The following is a 19,714-nucleotide window of genomic DNA, read 5'->3' as shown; positions in this document are numbered from 1 at the left end:
TCAGATCACCGACAGCAACGCGCGCACACTCTCATCGGCAAGGAGCTCGGCCCGCTGGCGGGATACCGCGGGCTCGACATAGCCGACGTTGAACGACAATTCGCCGTGCGTGGCATTGGCGGTGGCCATGATGAAACCGCTCACCGACATGCCCGAGACGAATTGCGCGCCCGAGAGCTGCCACGCGCCGATCTTGTCCGGGAATGCGTAGCGACCCAGGTAAGTCATACACAGGTGACCTGGACCGCGGGTGTCCATCAGCTTGACCGTGGATGCACTGGCGGCGACCGATTTCGGCCCGACCACCTCGAGCAGGCTCAGTGCCGCGAGATGGTCACGACGGTCCATCCGTGCGCCGTACTCGCGCTCGATCTCCCCGGCGATCTGCCACAGCGACGACCACGGCGCGTACTTCGCCGGGGTCGCGATCATGCCCTGGTAGGTCCCGACCTCGGTATCGGCGACCGCGCCGTCGAGATGGCCGCGGAAGTTCACCGAACTGCCGACGGTGTACCAGGATTCGGTGTATGTGCCCGACTCACGGGCCGCCGCGATGAGCAGCGCCGCCGAAAGCGCGGCCTGCAAGCCGACGCCATGGCGTTCACAGCCCGCGATCAATGCCTCGAGTCGATCGGCGTCCAGGCTGCGGTGCACAACCCGGCTGCGTCGCTGCGACGGCGGCGCAAGCCTGGTCGGCTCCAGCCGGTGCGGGCGCTTGAGCTGCGACTTCTGGTCGCGCAGCAGCGATCCCACGGTGCGGCCGAAACCCTTGACGCCCCGGAACTTCGCCGGGAAAAGGTCCTCCGGACCCGGCCGGACCGGGGCGGGTTCGAGCCCGGTGTCATCGCCGGCGGCGACCTGCAGCACCTGCTTGGCCACCGACATCGCGCTCTCGCCGTCGGCGATCGCGTAGTGCAGGGTGACGATCAGATCGCTGGTCTCACCGGTCGCATCGGTGATGAGCACGGCGCGAGCGAGCGGGCCGCAACGCCAGTCGAAGGGCTCGCGCAATTCGACGTCGTCGATCTCGGTCAGCCACGCATCCGGATCGGCGGATTCGACGAGGCGCAGCGGAATCGGTGTCGCTACCGGCACGAAACGCGGTGCGGTGCCGTCCGGTTCGGCGGCCACCGCGACCGCGAGCAGCGGATGCCGGTGCTGCACTTCGTCCAGGCCGGTACGCACCTGCTCCACGCCGATCGAGCCGTGCACCCGCACGCGGGCCAGAATATGCAGCGGCGCAAGCTGATCCGCGATCCAGTGCCAGCGCTCCACCGGGGACAGTTGGCGCGGCAGCTGCGCGGTCGGTCCCGCCAGCGGCGGGAACGACATCGGCTTACCCAATTCCCGCAGGAAGAATTCGGTAGGTGCGTGCCGGAAGTAGGTGTCGCGCACCTTCACCAGCCTGGGGTCGGTCGCCTGCTCGATCTTGCCGAGCGACCACGAGCCATTGACGAACATGGCGGTGCGCTCGGCACGTAGCTGCTCGTAACGACGCAGGCCCGCAACGGGATCCAGCGACGTCTTCAAGCTGTGGGCGAGTACGACCGCGTCCTCGATAGCCGAGTTGGCGCCCTGACCGAGGCTGGGCAGCATGGGATGCGCGGCATCACCGAGCAGGGTGACCCGGCCGCGGCCCCAGTCCGCCAGCGGCGGACGGTCCTGGCAGGGCACGGCGAGCACATCGGCCCATTCGGTCTGATCGATGCAGGCGCGCACCTCCGGTGCCCAGTCGGCATAGATCCGCTGCAGATCTTCCTTGGTGCCCTGCCAATCGGCGGCCTCGTCGCCCGGCATGGTCATGGTGCCCCACCAGTACACCCGGCCGTGGCCGATGTCGTGGATGCCGAAACGCGTTCCGGTCCCCCAATAGTGGGCCGAATAGCCGCGCGGCACGGCTGGGTGTTCGAACGGGATGCAGGCCAGCCAGGCGACGAAATTGCCGGGACGCGGTTCGGCACGACCGTGTAACTGGGCGCGCACCACGGAATGGATACCATCGGCACCGATCAGCAGATCGCCCTCGGCGACCCGGCCGTCGGCGAATTCGACGCGCACGTGCTCACCGTCGTCGGTGAACCGAGTCGCGTGTGCGCCGACATGAGTCGCGGTATCGCCGATCGCGCGCAGCAGGACCGCGTGCAGATCCTTGCGGTGCAGGGCGACGCTCGCCGCGCCGAGCCGGTCGTCCTGGCGGTGCACCGGAAGCACCCGGATGACAGTGCCGTCCGGGTTGTTGAAACGGAAGGTCTCGACCTTGCCGCCACGCTCGAAAAGTTCCTCCTCGATACCGAGGCCGAGTGCGCGCAGCGCCTTGATTCCATTGGCCTGCACCGAAAGTCCGAATCCCTGGCCACGCAGTTCGGGCGCGGCCTCATAGAGTTCGACCGCGAAGCCCGCCTGTCGCAGTGCGGCGGCGGTGGTGAGCCCTCCGATCCCCGCACCGAGCACGATAACCTTGATCGGACTACTCATTCGAACCTGCGCTTCCATCGACACACTCGACGGCACAGGGCGCCTTCATCTTTCGAAGCGACCATCGAGCGACACTGCTCGCCGGTTCTCATCCCCCCGAGCAGCACTGTTCGAAGACCTTCGTCATCCCCGACCAGACAGGCGGGGCGGGATGCCTGTGCCTGACCGATCCGAAGCCTACCGCTATAACCGTGTCTGAAACGTTACCGTGTGAGATTCGCCGCAATGGAGCCGATTCGACAGGCCGAATCCATTGCTATACGCCATAATTCGCGGTTCGCGGAAACATGCGGGTTGGTCCGATGACCGAGTCCCTCAGAGGTAGGACGTGTCGTTGACCAAGCGAACCGACGAACCGCCATCCGGGTAGAACTCCGCGATCGACAGCGACGCCAGGTCCAGATGCAGGCGATACAGCAGCGACGGACCGACGCCGAGTGCGAGCTGCAGCAAGGTTTTGATCGGGGTCACATGACTGACGACCACGATGTTCTGGCCCGGATACAACGCGACCAGATCGCGGCGGGCCGCCTCCACCCGCTCGCGGACCTGGTCGAAGCTCTCACCGTTCGGCGCGGGCAGCGAGGGATCGCCGAGCCAGCGCGCGTGCAGCTGCGGATCTCGTTGTGCCGCTTCCGAGAAGGTGAGACCCTCCCAAGTGCCGAAGTCGGTTTCGGTGAGGCCATCGACAATACGCATCGGCACGTCGAGTGCGGTGGCGGCGGCGTCGGCGGTCTCACGAGCCCGGCTGAGCGGGGAGGTGACCACCGCGGCGATACCGCCCTTCGCGGCGAGCATTTTCGCGGCGCGGGCGGCCTGTTCGCGGCCGTGATCGGTGAGCGGCGGGTTGCCGCGGCCGGAGTAGCGGCGCTCGAGCGAGAGCGCGGTCTGGCCGTGGCGCAACAGCAGCAAGCGGGTCGGGCGGCCGGCCGCACCGGTCCAACCGGGGGCCTTTTCGGCGGCGGTCGGCGTCGGAGCTTCGGCGGCTCGAGAATCGGCCACGGTCGACTGCGCGTCCCTGACTTCATCGATCCAGCTCGGCTGCGCGTCGGTAGCGCGCGCGGACGCCGGGGGTTCGTCCGTCCAGCCGAGCAGTTGTTCCTCGACCTCGCGCACCTCCCCCGCCATGGTCGCGGCGACCGCGCCCGCATCGAGCAGCTGCCGTTGCGCGGCATGCACCTCGCCGATCAGCGTGCCGTCATCCATCGCCTCGTTCGCCAGCCGATCGGCATGCGCGTTCTCGGCGCGTGGGATCCAGGCGAAGGTGACCGTGTCGAATCCGGCGACCAGTCCGCGGGCCCGTTCCGCCAGCGGAATCATGGACGCGTGCTTGACCTTCCAACGTCCGGACATCTGCTCGACGACCAGCTTGGAATCCATACGCACCGACACCACCCGCGCGCCCAACTCCGCCGCCGCCTCCAAGCCCGCGATGAGCCCACGGTATTCCGCGACATTATTGGTGGTGATGCCGACGTATTCCCTGCGTTCGGCGAGGATTCGGGTGTGATCGGCAGCGAAGACGACCGCGCCGTAACCGGCCGGACCCGGATTGCCCCGGGAACCGCCGTCAGCCTCGACGATCACCTCGCGCTCGGTCATTGTTCCCCTCGTCCTCTTCGGCGGCCGGCCATCCGTCGCTGGGAGCGGACCGCCGCGAGTACTGATACCCGCACCGGAAACCTCACAAACCCGACTCTTTGGTGCGCACCAGGATCGCACCGCATTCCGGGCACCGCACGATAACGTCGGGCGCCGTCTTGGTGATCCGCGCGATCTCACCGCGACCCAGTTCGATCCGGCACGCACCACACCGGCGGGCCTGCAGCAGCGCGGCGCCGACACCGTGCTGGGTGCGCTGCCGGTCGTAAATGCTCAGCAGTTCGTCCGGGAACAGCGCGACCAGACCCTTGCGATCGGAATCGCAACGGCCCTGCGCGACATCCAGATCCGCCAGCGCCTCATCGCGCAGGCGCTCGGCACCGGCCAGCTCCTGTTCGGTCTTGCTGAGCCGCGCACCCGCGTGATCGTGATCGGATGCCGACGCCTCGCGCCGCTCCATCACCTCGAGCAGCTCGTCCTCGAGCACCGAACGACGCCGCTGCAGACTGCCCAGCTCGTGTTGAATCTCCGAAAGCTGTTTGGCACCCACCGAACCGGCGGTCAACATGCCGCGGTCGCGCTCCTCGCGCTTGCGCACCGCCTCTATCTCGCCCTCCAGCTTGCGGATATCGCGGTCGAGATCGTCGAGCAAGATCTCGACCGCCACCGCCGCATCCTTGTGCGTATTCCGCTCGGCTTCGAGCCGCGCGACCTCCTGCTGCTCGGGCAGCACGGTGCGCCGATGCGCGATCCGCGTCAGTTCGGCGTCGACGGCGGCGAGCTGGAGCAGCTTGGCCTGGACAGGTGGTTCGACATTCAACGCGGATAAACTCCTGGACGCTGTGGACGGATGGAGGCATGCGAGGTGGCGATGCCGGTCTTCAACCGTACCCCGGATCGCCGGTGATTCGGTCCGGGCCACGTGTGGCGGCGCGTAAGCGCGTGGAATCGAGGGGGCTTACCCGGCGTTCGTAGGCATTGGACCTGTCGACCCGCCCAGCCGCGAGGATGTTGAAACTGCAATCTCGCATCGACGCGACGATCAGCTCGTCCGGCGGTGGTAGCCGCGGCGGTCAGTTGCCGGGGGCGCGGGTTTTGATGGCGTCGCGGGAGATGAAGACGTCGTAGGTGCCGGGGGTGGCGATGACGGCGTTGCCGTAGGCGGAGCGGACGAAGGGATCGGTCCACCATGTGTGGTTGCGCATATCGTTGAAGAAGTCTTGGTCGTCACCGTTGACGAAAATCTGATTCTGGGTGGTGGCGACGCCGTCGAGGCGTTGGCCGTACAGGCGGGTGACCTTGTAGCCGGAGTGAAAGCCGAGGGCGTTCACCCAGGGCTCCAATTCGACGATATCGGCCTGCAGCACCCACAGGTCACCCTCGACCTGTACTTCTCGTGTTGGTCGGGATGGTGGTCGTCGCCGTAGAGGGTGAGGTCGACCTCGAGCCGATGGTCTTGGCCCTTGACCTGATTCACCACTACGTGCGCCGCTTTGATCTCTCCGCTCAGCCCTAGGAATGTCTGCATGAGCGTCACCACCCACAACAGCAGTACCGCGACGATCAGCAACGCGAATCCGCCCGCCCCGTGCCCGATCAAAACCCGCAATCCGACCTGGCGCACCCTGACGAGCGCCGATATCAGCAACGCGACCGCGACCACGATGATCAGCATCAGGCCGATCTGCACGATCCCGAAGTCCACCGGGAAACTCATGGGGTAGTTGTACCCTGAGCGGGAGTGTCAACTCACCTGAACCAGCTCCCCCTTCGGCAATCGATCACGACACGCGCCGAACACGCCGTCACACAGGATGGTTCGGCGCTGCCGTGCACCGCAACCGATGCGGCCCCGAAGGCGTACATCCGTTGCGTGAACCGCACATTCGGTATCGGGGATGCGGATCCGCGCACTGATCAACGGAGTTCACGCAGGCGATCAGAGATTCACTGGGCGGCGCTGATCGTCCAGGGATCGGTGCGCAGGGTGCAGACTCGAGTTTCGAGGTCGGGCAGCGCGGTGCGGACCACCGTCTGTGCCTGTGCGCACCAAGGGAATTCGGTAGCCCAATGGGCCGCATCGATCAGGGCGGGACCATTGCGCCGCAGGTGTTCGTCGACCGGGTGGTGGCGCAGATCGGAGGTGAGGTAGGCGTCGACACCGAGGCGCGCCACCGTAGTCAGATAGGAGTCGCCCGCGCCGCCACATACCGCGACGGTCTGGATCATGCGGTCCGGGTCACCGGCTGCGCGAACACCCCAGGTAGTCACGGGCAATGCGGCAGCGACCCGTGCGGTGAACTCGCGCAAGGACTCCGGTTCGGCAAGCGTGCCGACCCGACCGATGCCGAACCCCGATGGCAGCGCGGCGCGCTCGGTGACGTGATAGGCGGGGTCTTCGTAGGGATGGGCCGACCGCAGCGCCGCCAGCACGTCCGTGCGCGCCGACGGCGGTGCGATCACTTCGAGGCGGTCCTCGTCGACCTGTTGTAATTCCCCGATGGCGCCGATAGCCGGATTCGCCCCGTCGACCGGACGAAACTGCCCGACGCCCGGCACCCGTAAAGCGCAGTCACGGTAGGTCCCGCTCCCACCGGCACCGGCCGCGAACAGTGCCGCGAGCACTGCATCCGCATGCGAGCGCGGCACCTGGACCACCCAATTATCCACGGCAGCTTGTGGTTTCGAGTCCAACGGGCCCGTGACAGTGAGCCCCAGCGCATCGGCCAGCGCATCGGAAACCCCCGGATCAGCAGAGTCCGCATTGGTGTGCGCCGCGAACAGCGCACACCCGGATCGGATGAGCCGATGCAGCAGAGCACCTTTGGGTGTATCGGCTGCGACAGTGTCCACCCCACGCAGCAGCAGCGGATGGTGCACCACCAAAGCCTGTGCCCGCCAATCGATCGCCTCATCCACCACGGCCGCAGTCGCGTCCACCGCGAATAGCACCCGAGTCACCTCGTCGGCCGGGTCGCCGCAGACCAACCCCACCGAATCCCAGGACTCCGCCAACTTCGGCGGATAAGCCGCGTCGAGCACCCCGATGAGATCCGCCAGCGTCGTCGCCATCCGCCTACCTCCATATCGTCTGGGCCGACATCAAACTCCTGCCGCGCGAATTCCGGCTACCAACCGATCGACCTCGGTGCGACCGCGAACGGCAACGCGCACGTAATCTGGTCCCAGACCTGGGAAGGTGTCGGCGCGGCGGACCGCGATTCCCCGGTCTGCCAGGTGTTTTCGCAGGAGTTCACCGTCCGGCACACGCAGCAACAGGAATGGTCCGTCCGCGGGAGTATGAACGTGTACCCCCAGCGCGGTCAGTCGCTCGATCATCGCATCGCGGTCGACGGCGATCGCGTGTGCTCGCTGTTGTGCCGCTGCAACCGCATCCGGCTCGGCGGTCGCGGTGATCGCTTCCAGTTGCAGTGTGCCCAGCGGCCAGTGTGCGCGGCCGCGATTCAGACGGGCCAGCAGTTCCGGTGCGCCGAGGAAGTAGCCGCAGCGCAGGCCCGCCAACGCCCAGGTTTTGGTGAGGCTGCGCAGGACGAGGATGTCCGGGGTGGCCGAAGCGGCCAGCGACTCCGGTTCGCCGGGGACCGCGTCGGCGAAGGCCTCGTCGACCACGATGACGCGGCCCGATCGGCGCAGCGCGCGAATCGTGTCGGCGGGGTGCAGCACCGAGGTGGGGTTGGTCGGGTTGCCGAGCACTACCAGGTCAGCGGCGGCGGGGACGAGCGCCGGGTCGATGGTGTACGGCGGTTCGAGTACGACGCGGGTCACCGGGATATCGGCTTCACGCAGCGCCAGTTCGGGCTCGGTGAACGAGGGGTGCAGCACCGCGGCCAGTCGCGACGCGAGTCTGGGCAGCATCGCGAACCCCTCGGCCGCACCCGCCAGCAGCAGTACTTCCTCGGTGGTGCGGCCGTGGCGGGCCGCAACAGCCCTGCGTGCGGCGAGTTCGTCGGCCGCGCTCGGATATTTGCCGAGGTCGTCGAGCCGCGCGGCCAAACGGTTCCGCAGCCGGTCCGGCGGCGCGCTGCCCTGCACATTGACCGCGAAGTCGAGCATGCCGGGGCGTGCGTCGACGTCACCGTGGTGACGCAGTTTCGCGTGATCGACACTGTCGGCTGACACGAGAAAACACCCTACGTGGCGGTCCATCGGGACGACCGGCCAGAATGGCTGTCGTGGGTGAGTTGCACGTGTCGTTCGTCTGTACCGGCAACATTTGTCGATCGCCGATGGCGGAGAAGATGGTCGCGGTACACCTGTACCGTGCGGGGCTCGCCGACCGCGTGCGGGTCAGCAGCGCGGGCACCGACGGCTGGCACACCGGAGCCGACGCCGATGCCCGTACGAATGCCACCCTGCGCCGCCACGGCTACCCGACCGGCCACATCGCCGCGAAATTCGGCGACCAGCACTGCGATGCCGACCTGCTGGTCGCCCTCGATTCCGGCCACGAGCGCCGCCTCGCCACGCTCGGCATCCCGTCGGACCGCCGCCGCCTGCTCCGCAGCTTCGACCCCGATGCCGACACCCTCGATGTCCCTGACCCTTACTACGGCGACACGGCCGACTTCGACCTGGTCCACGATCAGATCGCCGCCGCCATTCCAGGACTGTTGGACTGGGTCCGCACCGCCCTCGCCGCGCGAACGACCCCCGCCGATGAGTCCGCAGACAGATCAGACCACGCAGTTTCTTACGAACCCCTTCCCGACGGACGCCCGTGATACGCCGACTGACCTTCCTGCTGCGCCCGAGCTGGCTGATCCTGGCCGTACTCGTGGCGGCCTTCGCCTACCTCTGCTTCACCGTGCTCGCACCGTGGCAACTCGGCAAGAACACCACCACCGCACACCGCAACCAGCTGATCGCCGATTCGGTGGACGCCGCTCCGATCGATATCACCACCGTCCTGGACGACCAGCGCACCGATTCCCATGCCGAATGGCGACGCGTCACAGCGAAGGGCAGCTATCTGCCGAATTCGACCGTGCTGGTCCGTCTGCGCCACCTCGACGGCGCGCCCGGCTATTCGGTACTGACCAGCTTCGAACTCGACGACGGCCGCATCCTGCTCATCGATCGCGGTCTCGTCGCGGCCGTCGACGGCTCCCGCCCGCCGCACATTGCGGACCCGCCCGCCGGGCCGCAGCGGATCGAGGCGCGAATCCGGATGTCCGAGGGCGTCACCCCCGGTAAGGACCCGACGGTCGAGGACGGGTACCGCCAGGTGTACTCAGTGGACACCACCCAGGAAATGGCCGTCCTGCAGGAGCCCCTCACGGTCATCCCCACCGGTGAACGCGGCGGCTACCTGCAGCTCAGCGAGAACCAGCCCGGCGCCTTCACCCCCACGCCCCTCCCGCAACTCGATGCGGGTCCGTATTTGTCCTACGGCCTGCAATGGCTGGCCTTCGGCATCATGGCTCCCCTGGGCCTCGGCTATTTCATCTACGCCGAGATCCGCGAGCGCCGCAAGGAAAAGTCCACCGCGACCTCGAAAACTGCGCCGAGCGAAACCCCGGCCCCCGCACCGGTATCTACCAATGAGCAGCGCCTGGCCGACCGCTACGGCGGTACTCGCTGACCTCACGCCCGAAACGAGGTCCGGTGGCGGATTGTCGCCGGTGCCGGACGAGGAAGTGAGCCGGCCAGCTGAAATCTGCTCCGAACCGATGAACGCGTCCGAAGGCGCAACTCCATCCGCGCGAAGTGCGTCAACGGAATGGGCACACCCAGGACCGGATCGACGGTGAACGGGGTCAGCGGCGCAAGATCGACCAGAGCGCGGCGCTCAGCACCGCACCCAACTGAATTGCCTCGGACATGCGTACAGCACGACGCAGATCCGCCACCTGAGGTGCAGGCCCGTCGCCGAGAGTTGGCCGCAGTTCGGTGCCATAGCGGTACTGGGTCCGCCCCCCGAGACGCACGCCGAGCGCACCTGCCATCGCAGCCTCGGCGACTCCGGCATTCGGGCTGGGGTGCTTGCCCGCGTCCCGTCGCCACGCATGCAGCACGTCGGCCGGGTGGCCACCCACCACAGGGGCCAAAGCAGCAGTGAGCATGCCGGTCATACGCGCGGGCAACAGATTCGCCAGATCATCGACACGAGCAGCGGCCCAACCGAAGCGCAGGTACCGCTCGTCGCGGTAGCCGATCATCGCGTCCAACGTATTGATCGCGCGATATCCCAGCAGCCCGGGTACCCCGGCGACCGCACCCCACAGCAAGGGCCCGACCGTCGCATCCGAGGTGTTCTCGGCGATGGATTCCAATGCGGCACGGGCCAACCCGTCCGCATCCAGCGCCGCCGGATCCCGCCCGCACAGCGATGGCAGCAGTGCACGTCCACCTGCCACATCACCGGACTCGAGCCGGTCGGCCATGTCGCGCCCGGTGCGCACCAGACTGCGCCCGCCGAGTACCGTCCACGTCGCCAGCGCGGTTGCGACTACGCCGCCGCGCCGTAGCCCGAACCCGAATGCCGTTGTCGCACCGACCAACACCAGTTCGTGCACCACCCCCGCCGAGCGCCGATCGGCATAGGTCACGCGTTCCAGCGCATTCGCCGCCGCTCCGAATCCGGCCACCGGATGCCACCGGCGTGGATCACCGAGCACACGGTCGAGCACGAATCCGAGCACCAACCCGGCCGCCGTCGAAGTCCCCATTCGCACCCGGCGAGGGTAGCCGGTCGCCATGACAACCGCGACATGTCACATTCGCCAGCCCTGCTTCGTCATCACGACGACGACGCATAAGCTCGCCCCTGACGGGGCCGCACGACCGAACGGCGAAACCAGTGACTACAGACCAGCCCTCCTCCGAACCCATCGACCAGGCCGAATTGGCTCGACGTTTCGAGGAGCACCGGTCGTATCTGCGCAGGCTCGCCTACAGCACGCTCGGCAGTCTCACCGACGCCGACGATGTGGTGCAGGAGGCGTGGCTGCGGCTGCAGCGCCAGTACGAGGCGGGGACCGCGGGCGAAATCGAGAATCTGCGGGCCTGGCTGTCCACCGTCATCGGGCGGTTGGCCCTCGATCAGCTCGGTTCGGCCCGTGCCCGGCGCGAGCAATACGTCGGCGAATGGTTGCCGGAGCCCGAGGTCACCAGCTGGGATGATCCGGCCGACCGGATCACGCAGGACGAGCGTGTCACCACGGCGCTGCTGGTCGTACTGGAATCCCTGTCGCCCGCCGAGCGCACCGCATTCGTGCTGCAGGATGTGTTCGGTATGAGTGGCCCCGAGGTCGCCGAGGTCGTCGGGCGCACACCGGCGGCGGTGCGGCAGCTCGCCTCGCGCGCACGCAAGCGCGTCGAGGACGGTACCCCCCGCTTCCCCGCCTCACCCGATGAACAGGAGAAGGTCGTCTCTGCCTTCGCGGTCGCCTGGCGATCCGGCGATCTGAGCGCACTACTCGGCGTGCTCGACGCGAATGTCAGCCTCACCGCCGACGGCGGCGGCAAGGTCCCCGCCATCCGCCGGCCGGTGCGCGGCGCCGAACTCATCGCGAAGATGCTGCTCGGCTGGTACCACGCACCGTCCGCAGTGGGCGCTTGGGGCCGCGCGGTACTGGTCAACGGCGCTCCCGGTCTGGTCGTCTTCGACGGCACGCATACCGGCGTCTTCTCCTTCACCATCGATAACGGCCGCATCGTCGCCATCCATGTCGTCCGCAACCCGGACAAGCTGCACGACCTCCCGACCAAGGGCGCCCCCGACTGGTACCTCGGCCCGAACGCCGAATAACTTACGCGGCCCGCACATTTCGATGTGCGGGCCGTCGGCTAGGCGGGGGCTCGGGCCACGGGTGCTGCCGACTCGACCTCGGTCCGGGATCGGTTACGCCGCAACACAATGAGCCATGCACCGCGGGCGATGAGTACGCATACGCCCATCAACGCGGCACTGCCGAGGAACACCACGAGTGCAGGCCAAACGTAGGTCACCTGGAGGAAGGTTCCGGCTCGGCCGCGGAAGACCAGACCCGCCAGCTGCGGTAGTGTGATCAGAATCGCGATCGGGACGAGATAAGGCAATTGGCGCAGGACGATCTGCCAGGCGGGGCGGCTCTGCCGATCGGCCCAGCGGCGCGATCGCACCAGGCATAGCACCCCGAGAGCCACAGTTCCGAGCGTCAGCAACGCCATTGCCCAGTCGGCGTAGATGCTCCACGGTCGGTGCACATCCGGTGACTCGCCCCGGGTGAGATCGGCCAAGCCCTGCGCGATAATTCTGGGATCGTCCTCGAGTGCCATACCGGTATCGGCGATGACCGCGATCCCGTACCCGGTGTCGGGCACCAGGACCTGTGCGGCGGTGTAGGTGAACCAGTCGCCGTAGTGCGAAATCTGATCGGATTGCCCACGCTGCCAACCCATTGCGTACGCGTCGTCGCCGACTCCCGAGGGTGTGCGCATCTCGGTTACCGCCCCCGCGGACACCACCCGGTGCCCGTCCGGGGCCACGCCGGCGTTGTACTGGGTGATCAGCCACGCGGCCAGATCGGTGGCCGTGGTGATCACTCCGTGGCTACCGGCGACGAACCAATCGGGCTCGGGCACCGGTATCGCGAAACCATATGCCCGGACGTACCCATGCGTCACGTCCTCGGCGTCGCGCGCCGAATTCACCGTCGTGGTGTCACGCATCCCGATGGGCCCGAATACATTTCGCCGCATGTAGTCCGCGAACGGTTCCCCACTCACCACCTCCACCAATCGAGCGGCGACCTGATAGTTCGGATTGTGATAGTGGAATTCCGTCCCCGGATCGGCGGCCAGTTTCGCGGCATGTAGTCGCTCGACCGCCCCGGCCAGCGAATCCGCCTGCGGCCGCCGCAGATCCGGAAACGCGGTATCCGACATTCCGGACGTCTGATTCAACAACTCCCGCACGGTGATCCGATCACCGCGCGGATCGGCCAACCGAAAGTCCGTGACATACTCACGCACCGGTGCGTCGAGACGCACCTTCCCCACATCGACCAACTGCATCACGGCCAACGCCGTCATGGATTTGCTCACCGAGGCGATCGGCATGCGCGTCGTCGCGGTGATCACCGCACCGCTCGAATCGTGACCGTACCCCGCGACGTACACCACCCGATCCCCGTGGGTGAGAGCGATCGAAACCCCCGGCAACCGGGTCCGGGACAGGTATTCGGACATATACCGATCCACGGCCGCCGGATCGACGCCGTCGGCCGCCGGTGCCGCGACCGCCACGCCGACCGACGGAAACAGCACCAGAAATAGTGCGATTATGACTGTCCGCCGCAGATATTCCGCAGTCACCGCGTTCGCCCTTCTCATCGCGCGGCCGCGGGTCCACACCGGAACCACTCTCGCACCACGTCAGCCCGCAAGCCCAACCCGTTCGGGTATCGAATATCCGTGCGCCGCCGCAACCTCCGCCGACAACAGCCGTCCGTTATCCGCGGTGACCCCGCGTGCGAGATCGGGGTACGCCGCACATGCCTCCCGCCAACCGTGATCGGCGATCGCCCGAACATACGGCAGGGTGGCATTGGTAAGCGCCACGGTCGCGGTATGCGGCACCGCACCCGGCATATTCGCCACACAGTAATACAACGAATCGGCCACGCGGAAAGTTGGATTCGCATGCGTCGTGGGATACGAACCGGCGAAACACCCGCCCTGATCGATGGCGATATCTACCAGCACCGATCCGGGCCGCATACCGCGAACCAGTTCCTCGGACACCAGCTTGGGCGCCCGCGCCCCCGGAACCAGCACCGAACCGATGACGAGATCCGCCGCCAGCACGGCCCGCTCGATCTCGACCGCATTCGAGGCCACCGTCGAGACGCGTCCTTCGAACCGTGCGTCGAGTTCGCGCAGTCGCGTCAAATTCGTATCCAGCACAGTGACTTTCGCACCCATCCCGGCCGCGATCGTGGCCGCGTTCATCCCAGCGACCCCACCGCCGAGCACCACCACATCGGCCGCAAGGACCCCCGGGACCCCGCCGAGCAGTAGCCCGGCACCGCCGAGCGGCGCCATCAGGTGATACGCGCCGACCTGTGGGCCGAGTTTGCCCGCCACCTCACTCATCGGCGCGAGCAGCGGCAATGACCCATCCGCGGCCCGCACGGTCTCATAGGCGATCGCGGTGATTCCGGACCGCAGAACCGCATCGGTGCACTCACGCGACGCGGCCAGATGCAGATAGGTGAACAGCACCTGCTCGCGCCGCATCCGCGGATACTCCGGGACGATCGGCTCCTTGACCTTGAGTACGACCTCGCCCTCCCACCACACCTGCTCGGCGGCGGGCACCATCCGAGCCCCCACGGCGGCATAATCCGCATCCGAAAATCCGGACCCCACCCCGGCGCCGGCCTGGATCAGCACCTCATGCCCGTGCCGCACCAGTTCCCTGGCACCGGCCGGGGTCAGCGCCACTCGAAACTCCTGCTCCTTGACCTCTCGTGGAACTGCGATCCTCATATCGCCATCGTGGCCCACCAACGGTCCCGGCGCCATGAACGCCGCGCGAGCGCGCCGTAGTTTCACACGGCGAACGTTTCACCCAGCTTCGGAATCCGGAGCTGGTCACCCCGCCCGGCGTACCCGAAGTTCCGCTCCAGGCGCTCGAGCGTCTCGCTGAAATGCGCCCACCCCAGCAATGGCTACGGCACCAACCGCACCCACCGCGCCCGGTTACTCCTGGAATCCACCACCGACACCATGGATCACATTGCCGCCGAAACCGGCTTCGGCACCGCGGTGAGCTTTCGTCATTACTTCCACCGCTTCCTCGGCACCAGCCCGACCGCAGATCGCGCACTGTTGGTCATCGGCACGGGCAGTCTGATCGCCGCCGAATTCTGGAGGGTGCCCAGATTCCGACCGGGTCACTGGTCGCGGGCGTGTCCGGCCAGGTGCGCCGCGAACCGAGCGAGGCCGAGCCGGACCGGATCCGACTCAATGGTGCTGTGTACCTCCACAACATGACCAACCACCGAGACGCGAAACGGGTGTGAGACAGCACACACTGATCAATTGACCAGCTTGAATCGCTGATAACATTTTGCCAGCGTGCCCGGTATCCCGGGATCTCCCGCCGACACTGCTGTCGAATCATCTGTCATGCAGACGGCGAGCCCACCGGGATGGTGGCCGCGCAGCATGCAGGTAGGAGGTATCACGGTGGCGTACGTGCACCAGAGTATGCACCGGCCGTCGGGGCGGATCAGCGTGGCCGATATCGCGGCCCAACCGGGCGGGATCGAGGCACTACAGCGGCGAGTACACGAACTACGCTCCAGTGGAGTGGATTTCGCCGCCAATGCGATCGAAAAGGAGATGGCGGAACTGGATCTGCCGCGCACCTGACGCGCTGTTGCCTGTAGTCGGTCGAGCTCTGGTGCCCAGCCGCGTCGAACCGTCGCGACCCGGTGAAATAATGAACGGCACGCACCCGCACCGTCGCGACGCCCAGGCACCATCGGCGTCCCGAGCAGATTTCGACTGGAGCCTTGATGCCGACCGTTCCGCCCATCCTCCAGCGCATCCTGGAAAAGCCCGTCAGTGACGGCGAGAAGCTGCTGGAGAGCGCGCTGTCGGCATTTCTGGACTTCGGCATCAAACGCACCAGCATGGGCGAGATCGCGCGCCGCGCCGGAATCAGCCCAGCGACCCTCTATCGCCGCTTCGAATCGAAGAACGACCTCGTCGAGGCGGTCAGCGTGCGCGAGGCGCAGCGTTTCGTCGCCGAGATCGATAAGCGGGTGCAGAAGGTCGAGGGCGTCGAGGAACAGTTGATCGAGATCTTCGTCGCGGTGATCACCGAAATCGCGGGCAACGAACTCTTGCGGCGGCTGCTGCGCACCGAACCCGATCTCATCCTGCCCCGACTGACCACCGAGGCCGCTCCGATCGTCGAGGTCGGGCGCACCTATCTGGCGGAGAAACTGCGCGAACTGCGTAGCGGTGGCGATGACGACTTCGACCTCGTCGCCGAGATCATGGCGCGACTGGCACTGTCGCTGGCCTTGACGCCCGACGGGCTCATTCCGATCGATGACGTGGCGGCGGGTCGGGATTTCGCGCGACGCACACTGCTGCCGATGGTCGGTGTCCGCGCCACCGCATAACGGGTTTGCCGACTCAACGCATTTCGAATATCCGGGTGCCGAATGCGGCCGCCACCCACTCATCGAGCAGCCGCAGCGAATTCGGGTCGGGCACCCTGCCGCCGTCGACGAAATCCCGAACCAGTTCGACGACGCCACCCGCCCGCATCGTGGTCGGATCCGGCAGCGGCAGCCGCGACACATACTGGGTGATCCACCGCCGCCTGCCCGAATACAATCGGTTCCCACACACCGCGTCGTAGAACCGCAGCCCGAGCGCCGAATTCGCCACGCCCATCAGCAAATACGCCAGCCGCTGCGCGGCACCGTCCACACCGAGATCGGCCAGCGACATCCAATAGCAATCGCCGTTTACCACCGCTCCGGATCGATCCAGGGCGAATCGCGGCCGCTCACTGATATCGGGGAAGACCACTTTCGGTACCCGCCACAAATTCGGCCGCTGCGGCACCCAGATCTCGAACCACTGCCGGCCGCTGTCGATCAAATATTTGCGGCCGGCCAACGTCTCCCGATGCATCTCCAAATATGCTGCGGCCCCGGGAAATTCCCGCAGGTCGACCGGCATCCGCGCGGATTCCGCCGTATTGTACGGATACAGCACCTGCACGTCGCGCTCTCGCGAAATCCGCCACGGATCGACATCGTGATGGGTAATCAAATCGAATAACAACTCCCCCTCCGGCCGCGGCCGCACCTGCGCCCACCGGTCGGAAATGAATACCCGATCCGCGGTTGTCTTGATCCCCACGCGAATCCGCCCCACAGCACCGAATGTCCGCCAGGTCCCCGCCTCCACCTGCGCCAACCATCTGTCGACCTCCGGCCGCGACATTCGCCAGGCGCCACTGTCTTTATCGACGTCGACAACGGTTTGCGCCGACCGCGCGTCCAACTTGTCATCCCGACCCGATACGTCGACGTGCCCGACGACCATCGGGCGCACCCGGCCTGCTACCTCCGGATCGCCGCGCATCGCTCGCTTACCGGGAGCCGCCGCTGCCCGATCACCGGGAGCCGCGCGAATCACCGCCCGATCACCCGTCGCCAACGTACCTACCTCGACCGCGAAGGTGCGCCCACAGTGCTCGACGTAATGACTGTGCTCGGCCGCCAGCGCCTCGAAAAGATCGGTTCCGCCGATGATTTCGGCGCTGTCCACCTCGTAGGCGGAAACGTAGCGGCAGACCGCGCGTGCTGCCGCGCGAGTGGCGATGGTGACCGCGGGCAGCACCGCCGCCTCGAACAACCTGGTATCGCCGAGGTCGTACAGTTCGACCGGAGCCAATTCGGTACGCAACAGGCTCCGGATATTGGCACCGGCCTTGGTGGTGAGAAAGCGGTTGGCACACAGCAATCCGAGCACTCCACCCGACCGCAGCAGCCGCGGCGCCGCGGCGACGAACGGATGGGTGAGATCTATTCGCCCCTGCAACCCGAATCGCCTGCTGAGCAACTGTGCGGTCGGCCCACCCAACTGCTGAGTCCGCACATACGGCGGATTGGTAATGATCGCATCGAATGCCCCTGCCGCGATCCCCGCCGATTCGCTCAGGAAATCCCCGATATGCCACTCGACCGCGACCCCCGCGGCCTGCGCACGCTCTCGCGCCACCGCCACCCCGGCCGCGTCCAGGTCGTAGCCGACCAACTCCACCCGCACCCCCGGCGAGAACTCCCGCACCACTTCATCCAGGGACAGCAGCAATTCACCATCACCGCAGGCCGGATCGAGCACCCGCAACACTGCACCACCCGGCGCATGTTCGAGCAGCCGCCGCGCGAGAAAGCGCGCCAGGGCGGGTGGCGTGTAATGCCTACCGTGCCGTTTGCGGTCGCGCGCAGCCGACTCGCCGGGATTCATGCCTGGGATTCTGCCTCGTCCCGGCGGTAATGGCGGGCGATCCGCTCGCGCGCCGTCGCGGGCGAGCCCCGCGATGCGCGGATCCCGAGGCCCGCGCTTGCCGCCGGATTTACAGCGGAATGTTCTTGTGGTGACTCTTGCGCACCGGCGCCGCCGCCAATGCCGCGGCAATGGTGCTGCGGGTCTTGGCCGGGTCGATCACCTCGTCCACCACACCGATCGCGATCGCCCGCTCGACACCACCGGCAATGCGCTCGTGTTCGATCGTCAGCCGCTCGTGCAGCGCCGCACGCTCTTGCTCCGGCGCGGCCGCCAGGGCCTTCTTGTGCAGGATGCCGACCGCGGCCTTGGCGCCCATCACGGCGACCTCGGAGCCGGGCCAGGCGTACACCGCGGTCGCACCGAGCGAACGGGCGTTCATCGCGATGTAGGCGCCACCGTAGATCTTGCGGGTGACCAGTGTGACCCGCGGCACCCGGGCCTCGGCGAACGCGTGCAGCAGCTTCGCACCGCGCCGCACCACACCTTCCCACTCCATGCTGACGCCGGGCAGGTACCCGGGGACATCGGTGAGCACCACCAGCGGAATGCCGAACGCGTCGCACAACCGGACGAAACGCGCGGCCTTCTCGGCACTTTCGGAGTTCAGGCAGCCACCGAGGCGGATCGGGTTATTGGCGAGCACACCTACGGTGCGGCCGCCGAGCCGACCGAGACCCGTGACAATGCTGCGTGCGTAACCGGCCTGCAATTCCTCGAACGAGGACTCACCGTCGACGTTGTCGAGCAGTTCGCGGACGATCGGCTTCACATCGTAGGCGCGCTTGGCCGATTCCGGCATCATCGCCTTCAGATCGACATCACCGTGTGCGGCCGCGACCAGATCGAATTCGCCCTGTTCGGCGAACATCGACACCAAGCGCCGACCACGGTGCAACGCGTCGGCCTCATCGTTGGCGACGATATGCGCGACACCGGACTTCTTACCGTGGGTCTCCGGACCACCCAGGGTGGCCATATCGACCTGCTCACCGGTCACACTGCGCACCACATCGGGGCCGGTCACGAAGACCCGTCCCGCCGGCGCCATGATCACGATGTCGGTCAGTGCGGGACCGTAGGCGGCGCCACCGGCGGCGAAGCCGAGCACCACCGAAATCTGCGGTACCAGACCGGATGCGCGGACCATCGCCTCGAAGACCAGACCGACCGCGTGCAGCGCCTCGACACCCTCGGCGAGACGGGCGCCGCCGGAATGCCAGATGCCGACCACCGGAATGCCGGAATCGATGGCGGTGTCGATCGCATCGACAATGTGCTTACAACCTTCCACGCCCATCGCGCCACCCATGACGGTGGCATCGGAGCAGTAGGCAACGGTACGGACACCGTCCACCTCGCCGATCGCGGCCAGCACACCGGACCTGTCGCGCGGGTGCAGTGGCAGCACGGTTCCGGGGTCGAAGAAGCATTGGAGCCGACCGAGCGGATCACGCGGATCGGTCGCAGCTTCCGGTCCGGACGCGGGAGCCACAATCGTCATCGCGTTTTCTCCTCACCTCGAGCAAGTACGCCGCTACCGCGGCTGCGTATGTCGAACACCGGTGGGGTCGACCGACTCTGGCGTTGG

At 66.8% G+C, this 19,714-nt stretch carries 18 protein-coding genes; 6 read left to right on the top strand and 12 right to left on the bottom strand.

The features are described from left to right. The 7 genes from ACW2Q0_RS15040 to cobC form a co-directional block, all read right to left on the bottom strand. Positions 1 to 2,475 carry an FAD-dependent monooxygenase gene (locus ACW2Q0_RS15040; protein ID WP_457190405.1) on the bottom strand — a complete coding sequence of 825 codons (2,475 nt, stop codon included), beginning with the start codon at positions 2,473 to 2,475 and terminating at the stop codon, positions 1 to 3. Between the two features lie 315 nt (positions 2,476 to 2,790). Beyond that, positions 2,791 to 4,077, bottom strand: coding sequence for a bifunctional RNase H/acid phosphatase (locus ACW2Q0_RS15035; RefSeq protein WP_457190403.1), 1,287 nt, complete (start codon positions 4,075 to 4,077; stop codon positions 2,791 to 2,793). An 82-nt stretch (positions 4,078 to 4,159) separates the two neighbouring features. Then, positions 4,160 to 4,897 carry a zinc ribbon domain-containing protein gene (locus tag ACW2Q0_RS15030; protein WP_457190400.1) on the bottom strand — a complete coding sequence of 246 codons (738 nt, stop codon included), beginning with the start codon at positions 4,895 to 4,897 and terminating at the stop codon, positions 4,160 to 4,162. A gap of 253 nt (positions 4,898 to 5,150) precedes the next feature. Further along, a complete protein-coding gene (locus ACW2Q0_RS15025) occupies positions 5,151 to 5,444 on the bottom strand; it encodes a hypothetical protein (RefSeq protein ID WP_457190398.1) in 294 nt (97 codons plus the stop codon). Further along, positions 5,405 to 5,794 (bottom strand): hypothetical protein, encoded by a 390-nt coding sequence (locus ACW2Q0_RS15020; protein ID WP_457190396.1) that lies wholly within the window; start codon positions 5,792 to 5,794, stop codon positions 5,405 to 5,407. The genes ACW2Q0_RS15025 and ACW2Q0_RS15020 overlap by 40 nt, the downstream gene beginning before the upstream one ends. A gap of 230 nt (positions 5,795 to 6,024) precedes the next feature. Continuing rightward, complete coding sequence (locus tag ACW2Q0_RS15015) at positions 6,025 to 7,149, bottom strand: Nif3-like dinuclear metal center hexameric protein (RefSeq protein ID WP_457190394.1); 1,125 nt, start codon at positions 7,147 to 7,149, stop codon at positions 6,025 to 6,027. Positions 7,150 to 7,179: 30 nt separating this feature from the next. After that, positions 7,180 to 8,217, bottom strand: coding sequence for an Rv2231c family pyridoxal phosphate-dependent protein CobC (cobC, locus tag ACW2Q0_RS15010; RefSeq protein ID WP_457190392.1), 1,038 nt, complete (start codon positions 8,215 to 8,217; stop codon positions 7,180 to 7,182). A 44-nt stretch (positions 8,218 to 8,261) separates the two neighbouring features. On the opposite strand from cobC, the gene ACW2Q0_RS15005 reads away from it, so the two are divergent. Both ACW2Q0_RS15005 and ACW2Q0_RS15000 read left to right on the top strand, forming a co-directional pair. Beyond that, positions 8,262 to 8,819, top strand: coding sequence for a low molecular weight protein-tyrosine-phosphatase (locus ACW2Q0_RS15005; RefSeq protein ID WP_457190390.1), 558 nt, complete (start codon positions 8,262 to 8,264; stop codon positions 8,817 to 8,819). Then, complete coding sequence (locus ACW2Q0_RS15000) at positions 8,819 to 9,679, top strand: SURF1 family cytochrome oxidase biogenesis protein (protein ID WP_457190558.1); 861 nt, start codon at positions 8,819 to 8,821, stop codon at positions 9,677 to 9,679. Before ACW2Q0_RS15005 ends, ACW2Q0_RS15000 begins: the two co-directional genes overlap by 1 nt. 175 nt (positions 9,680 to 9,854) lie before the next feature. On the opposite strand, the gene ACW2Q0_RS14995 is transcribed toward ACW2Q0_RS15000, so the two are convergent. Further along, on the bottom strand, positions 9,855 to 10,766 hold the full coding sequence (locus tag ACW2Q0_RS14995) for a cobalamin biosynthesis protein (protein ID WP_457190388.1): 912 nt from the start codon (positions 10,764 to 10,766) through the stop codon (positions 9,855 to 9,857). A gap of 131 nt (positions 10,767 to 10,897) precedes the next feature. On the opposite strand from ACW2Q0_RS14995, the gene sigJ reads away from it, so the two are divergent. After that, positions 10,898 to 11,848, top strand: coding sequence for an RNA polymerase sigma factor SigJ (gene sigJ, locus ACW2Q0_RS14990; RefSeq protein ID WP_457190386.1), 951 nt, complete (start codon positions 10,898 to 10,900; stop codon positions 11,846 to 11,848). A gap of 38 nt (positions 11,849 to 11,886) precedes the next feature. Here the strand turns inward: sigJ and ACW2Q0_RS14985 are convergent, their stop codons facing one another. Further along, complete coding sequence (locus ACW2Q0_RS14985; RefSeq protein ID WP_457190384.1) at positions 11,887 to 13,395, bottom strand: serine hydrolase domain-containing protein; 1,509 nt, start codon at positions 13,393 to 13,395, stop codon at positions 11,887 to 11,889. Between the two features lie 60 nt (positions 13,396 to 13,455). Beyond that, positions 13,456 to 14,571, bottom strand: a complete 1,116-nt coding sequence (gene ald / locus ACW2Q0_RS14980; protein ID WP_457190382.1) for an alanine dehydrogenase — start codon at positions 14,569 to 14,571, stop codon at positions 13,456 to 13,458. A gap of 240 nt (positions 14,572 to 14,811) precedes the next feature. Here ald and ACW2Q0_RS14975 point away from each other — a divergent pair, with 240 nt between their 5' ends. The 3 genes from ACW2Q0_RS14975 (at position 14,812) to ACW2Q0_RS14965 (ending at position 16,220) form a co-directional block, all read left to right on the top strand. After that, on the top strand, positions 14,812 to 15,078 hold the full coding sequence (locus ACW2Q0_RS14975) for a hypothetical protein (protein ID WP_457190380.1): 267 nt from the start codon (positions 14,812 to 14,814) through the stop codon (positions 15,076 to 15,078). Positions 15,079 to 15,273: 195 nt separating this feature from the next. Next, on the top strand, positions 15,274 to 15,459 hold the full coding sequence (locus tag ACW2Q0_RS14970) for a hypothetical protein (protein ID WP_457190378.1): 186 nt from the start codon (positions 15,274 to 15,276) through the stop codon (positions 15,457 to 15,459). A gap of 146 nt (positions 15,460 to 15,605) precedes the next feature. Next, on the top strand, positions 15,606 to 16,220 hold the full coding sequence (locus ACW2Q0_RS14965) for a TetR/AcrR family transcriptional regulator (protein ID WP_457190376.1): 615 nt from the start codon (positions 15,606 to 15,608) through the stop codon (positions 16,218 to 16,220). Positions 16,221 to 16,233: 13 nt separating this feature from the next. On the opposite strand, the gene ACW2Q0_RS14960 is transcribed toward ACW2Q0_RS14965, so the two are convergent. Then, positions 16,234 to 18,084: an Eco57I restriction-modification methylase domain-containing protein gene (locus ACW2Q0_RS14960; RefSeq protein ID WP_457190374.1), complete on the bottom strand. Its 1,851-nt coding sequence runs from the start codon at positions 18,082 to 18,084 to the stop codon at positions 16,234 to 16,236. Between the two features lie 109 nt (positions 18,085 to 18,193). Beyond that, a complete protein-coding gene (locus ACW2Q0_RS14955) occupies positions 18,194 to 19,627 on the bottom strand; it encodes an acyl-CoA carboxylase subunit beta (protein ID WP_457190372.1) in 1,434 nt (477 codons plus the stop codon). Positions 19,628 to 19,714 lie beyond the last annotated feature (87 nt).

The sequence above is a fragment of the Nocardia citri genome (assembly GCF_054065835.1).
The sequence above is the reverse complement of the archived record's forward strand: the minus strand, read 5'-3'. Positions and strand labels throughout refer to the sequence as shown.

Excerpts from the sequence above, each read along its gene's own strand:
- ACW2Q0_RS15015 (WP_457190394.1), bottom strand. The coding sequence starts at position 7,149 with ATGGCGACGACGCTGGCGGATCTCATCGGGGTGCTCGACGCGGCTTAT.
- ACW2Q0_RS15035 (WP_457190403.1), bottom strand. The coding sequence starts at position 4,077 with ATGACCGAGCGCGAGGTGATCGTCGAGGCTGACGGCGGTTCCCGGGGC.
- ACW2Q0_RS14955 (WP_457190372.1), bottom strand. The coding sequence starts at position 19,627 with ATGACGATTGTGGCTCCCGCGTCCGGACCGGAAGCTGCGACCGATCCG.
- ACW2Q0_RS14960 (WP_457190374.1), bottom strand. The coding sequence starts at position 18,084 with ATGAATCCCGGCGAGTCGGCTGCGCGCGACCGCAAACGGCACGGTAGG.
- ald (WP_457190382.1), bottom strand. The coding sequence starts at position 14,571 with ATGAGGATCGCAGTTCCACGAGAGGTCAAGGAGCAGGAGTTTCGAGTG.
- ACW2Q0_RS15020 (WP_457190396.1), bottom strand. The coding sequence starts at position 5,794 with ATGAGTTTCCCGGTGGACTTCGGGATCGTGCAGATCGGCCTGATGCTG.
- ACW2Q0_RS15005 (WP_457190390.1), top strand. The coding sequence starts at position 8,262 with ATGGCTGTCGTGGGTGAGTTGCACGTGTCGTTCGTCTGTACCGGCAAC.
- ACW2Q0_RS15040 (WP_457190405.1), bottom strand. The coding sequence starts at position 2,475 with ATGAGTAGTCCGATCAAGGTTATCGTGCTCGGTGCGGGGATCGGAGGG.
- ACW2Q0_RS14975 (WP_457190380.1), top strand. The coding sequence starts at position 14,812 with ATGGATCACATTGCCGCCGAAACCGGCTTCGGCACCGCGGTGAGCTTT.
- ACW2Q0_RS14995 (WP_457190388.1), bottom strand. The coding sequence starts at position 10,766 with ATGGGGACTTCGACGGCGGCCGGGTTGGTGCTCGGATTCGTGCTCGAC.
- ACW2Q0_RS14965 (WP_457190376.1), top strand. The coding sequence starts at position 15,606 with ATGCCGACCGTTCCGCCCATCCTCCAGCGCATCCTGGAAAAGCCCGTC.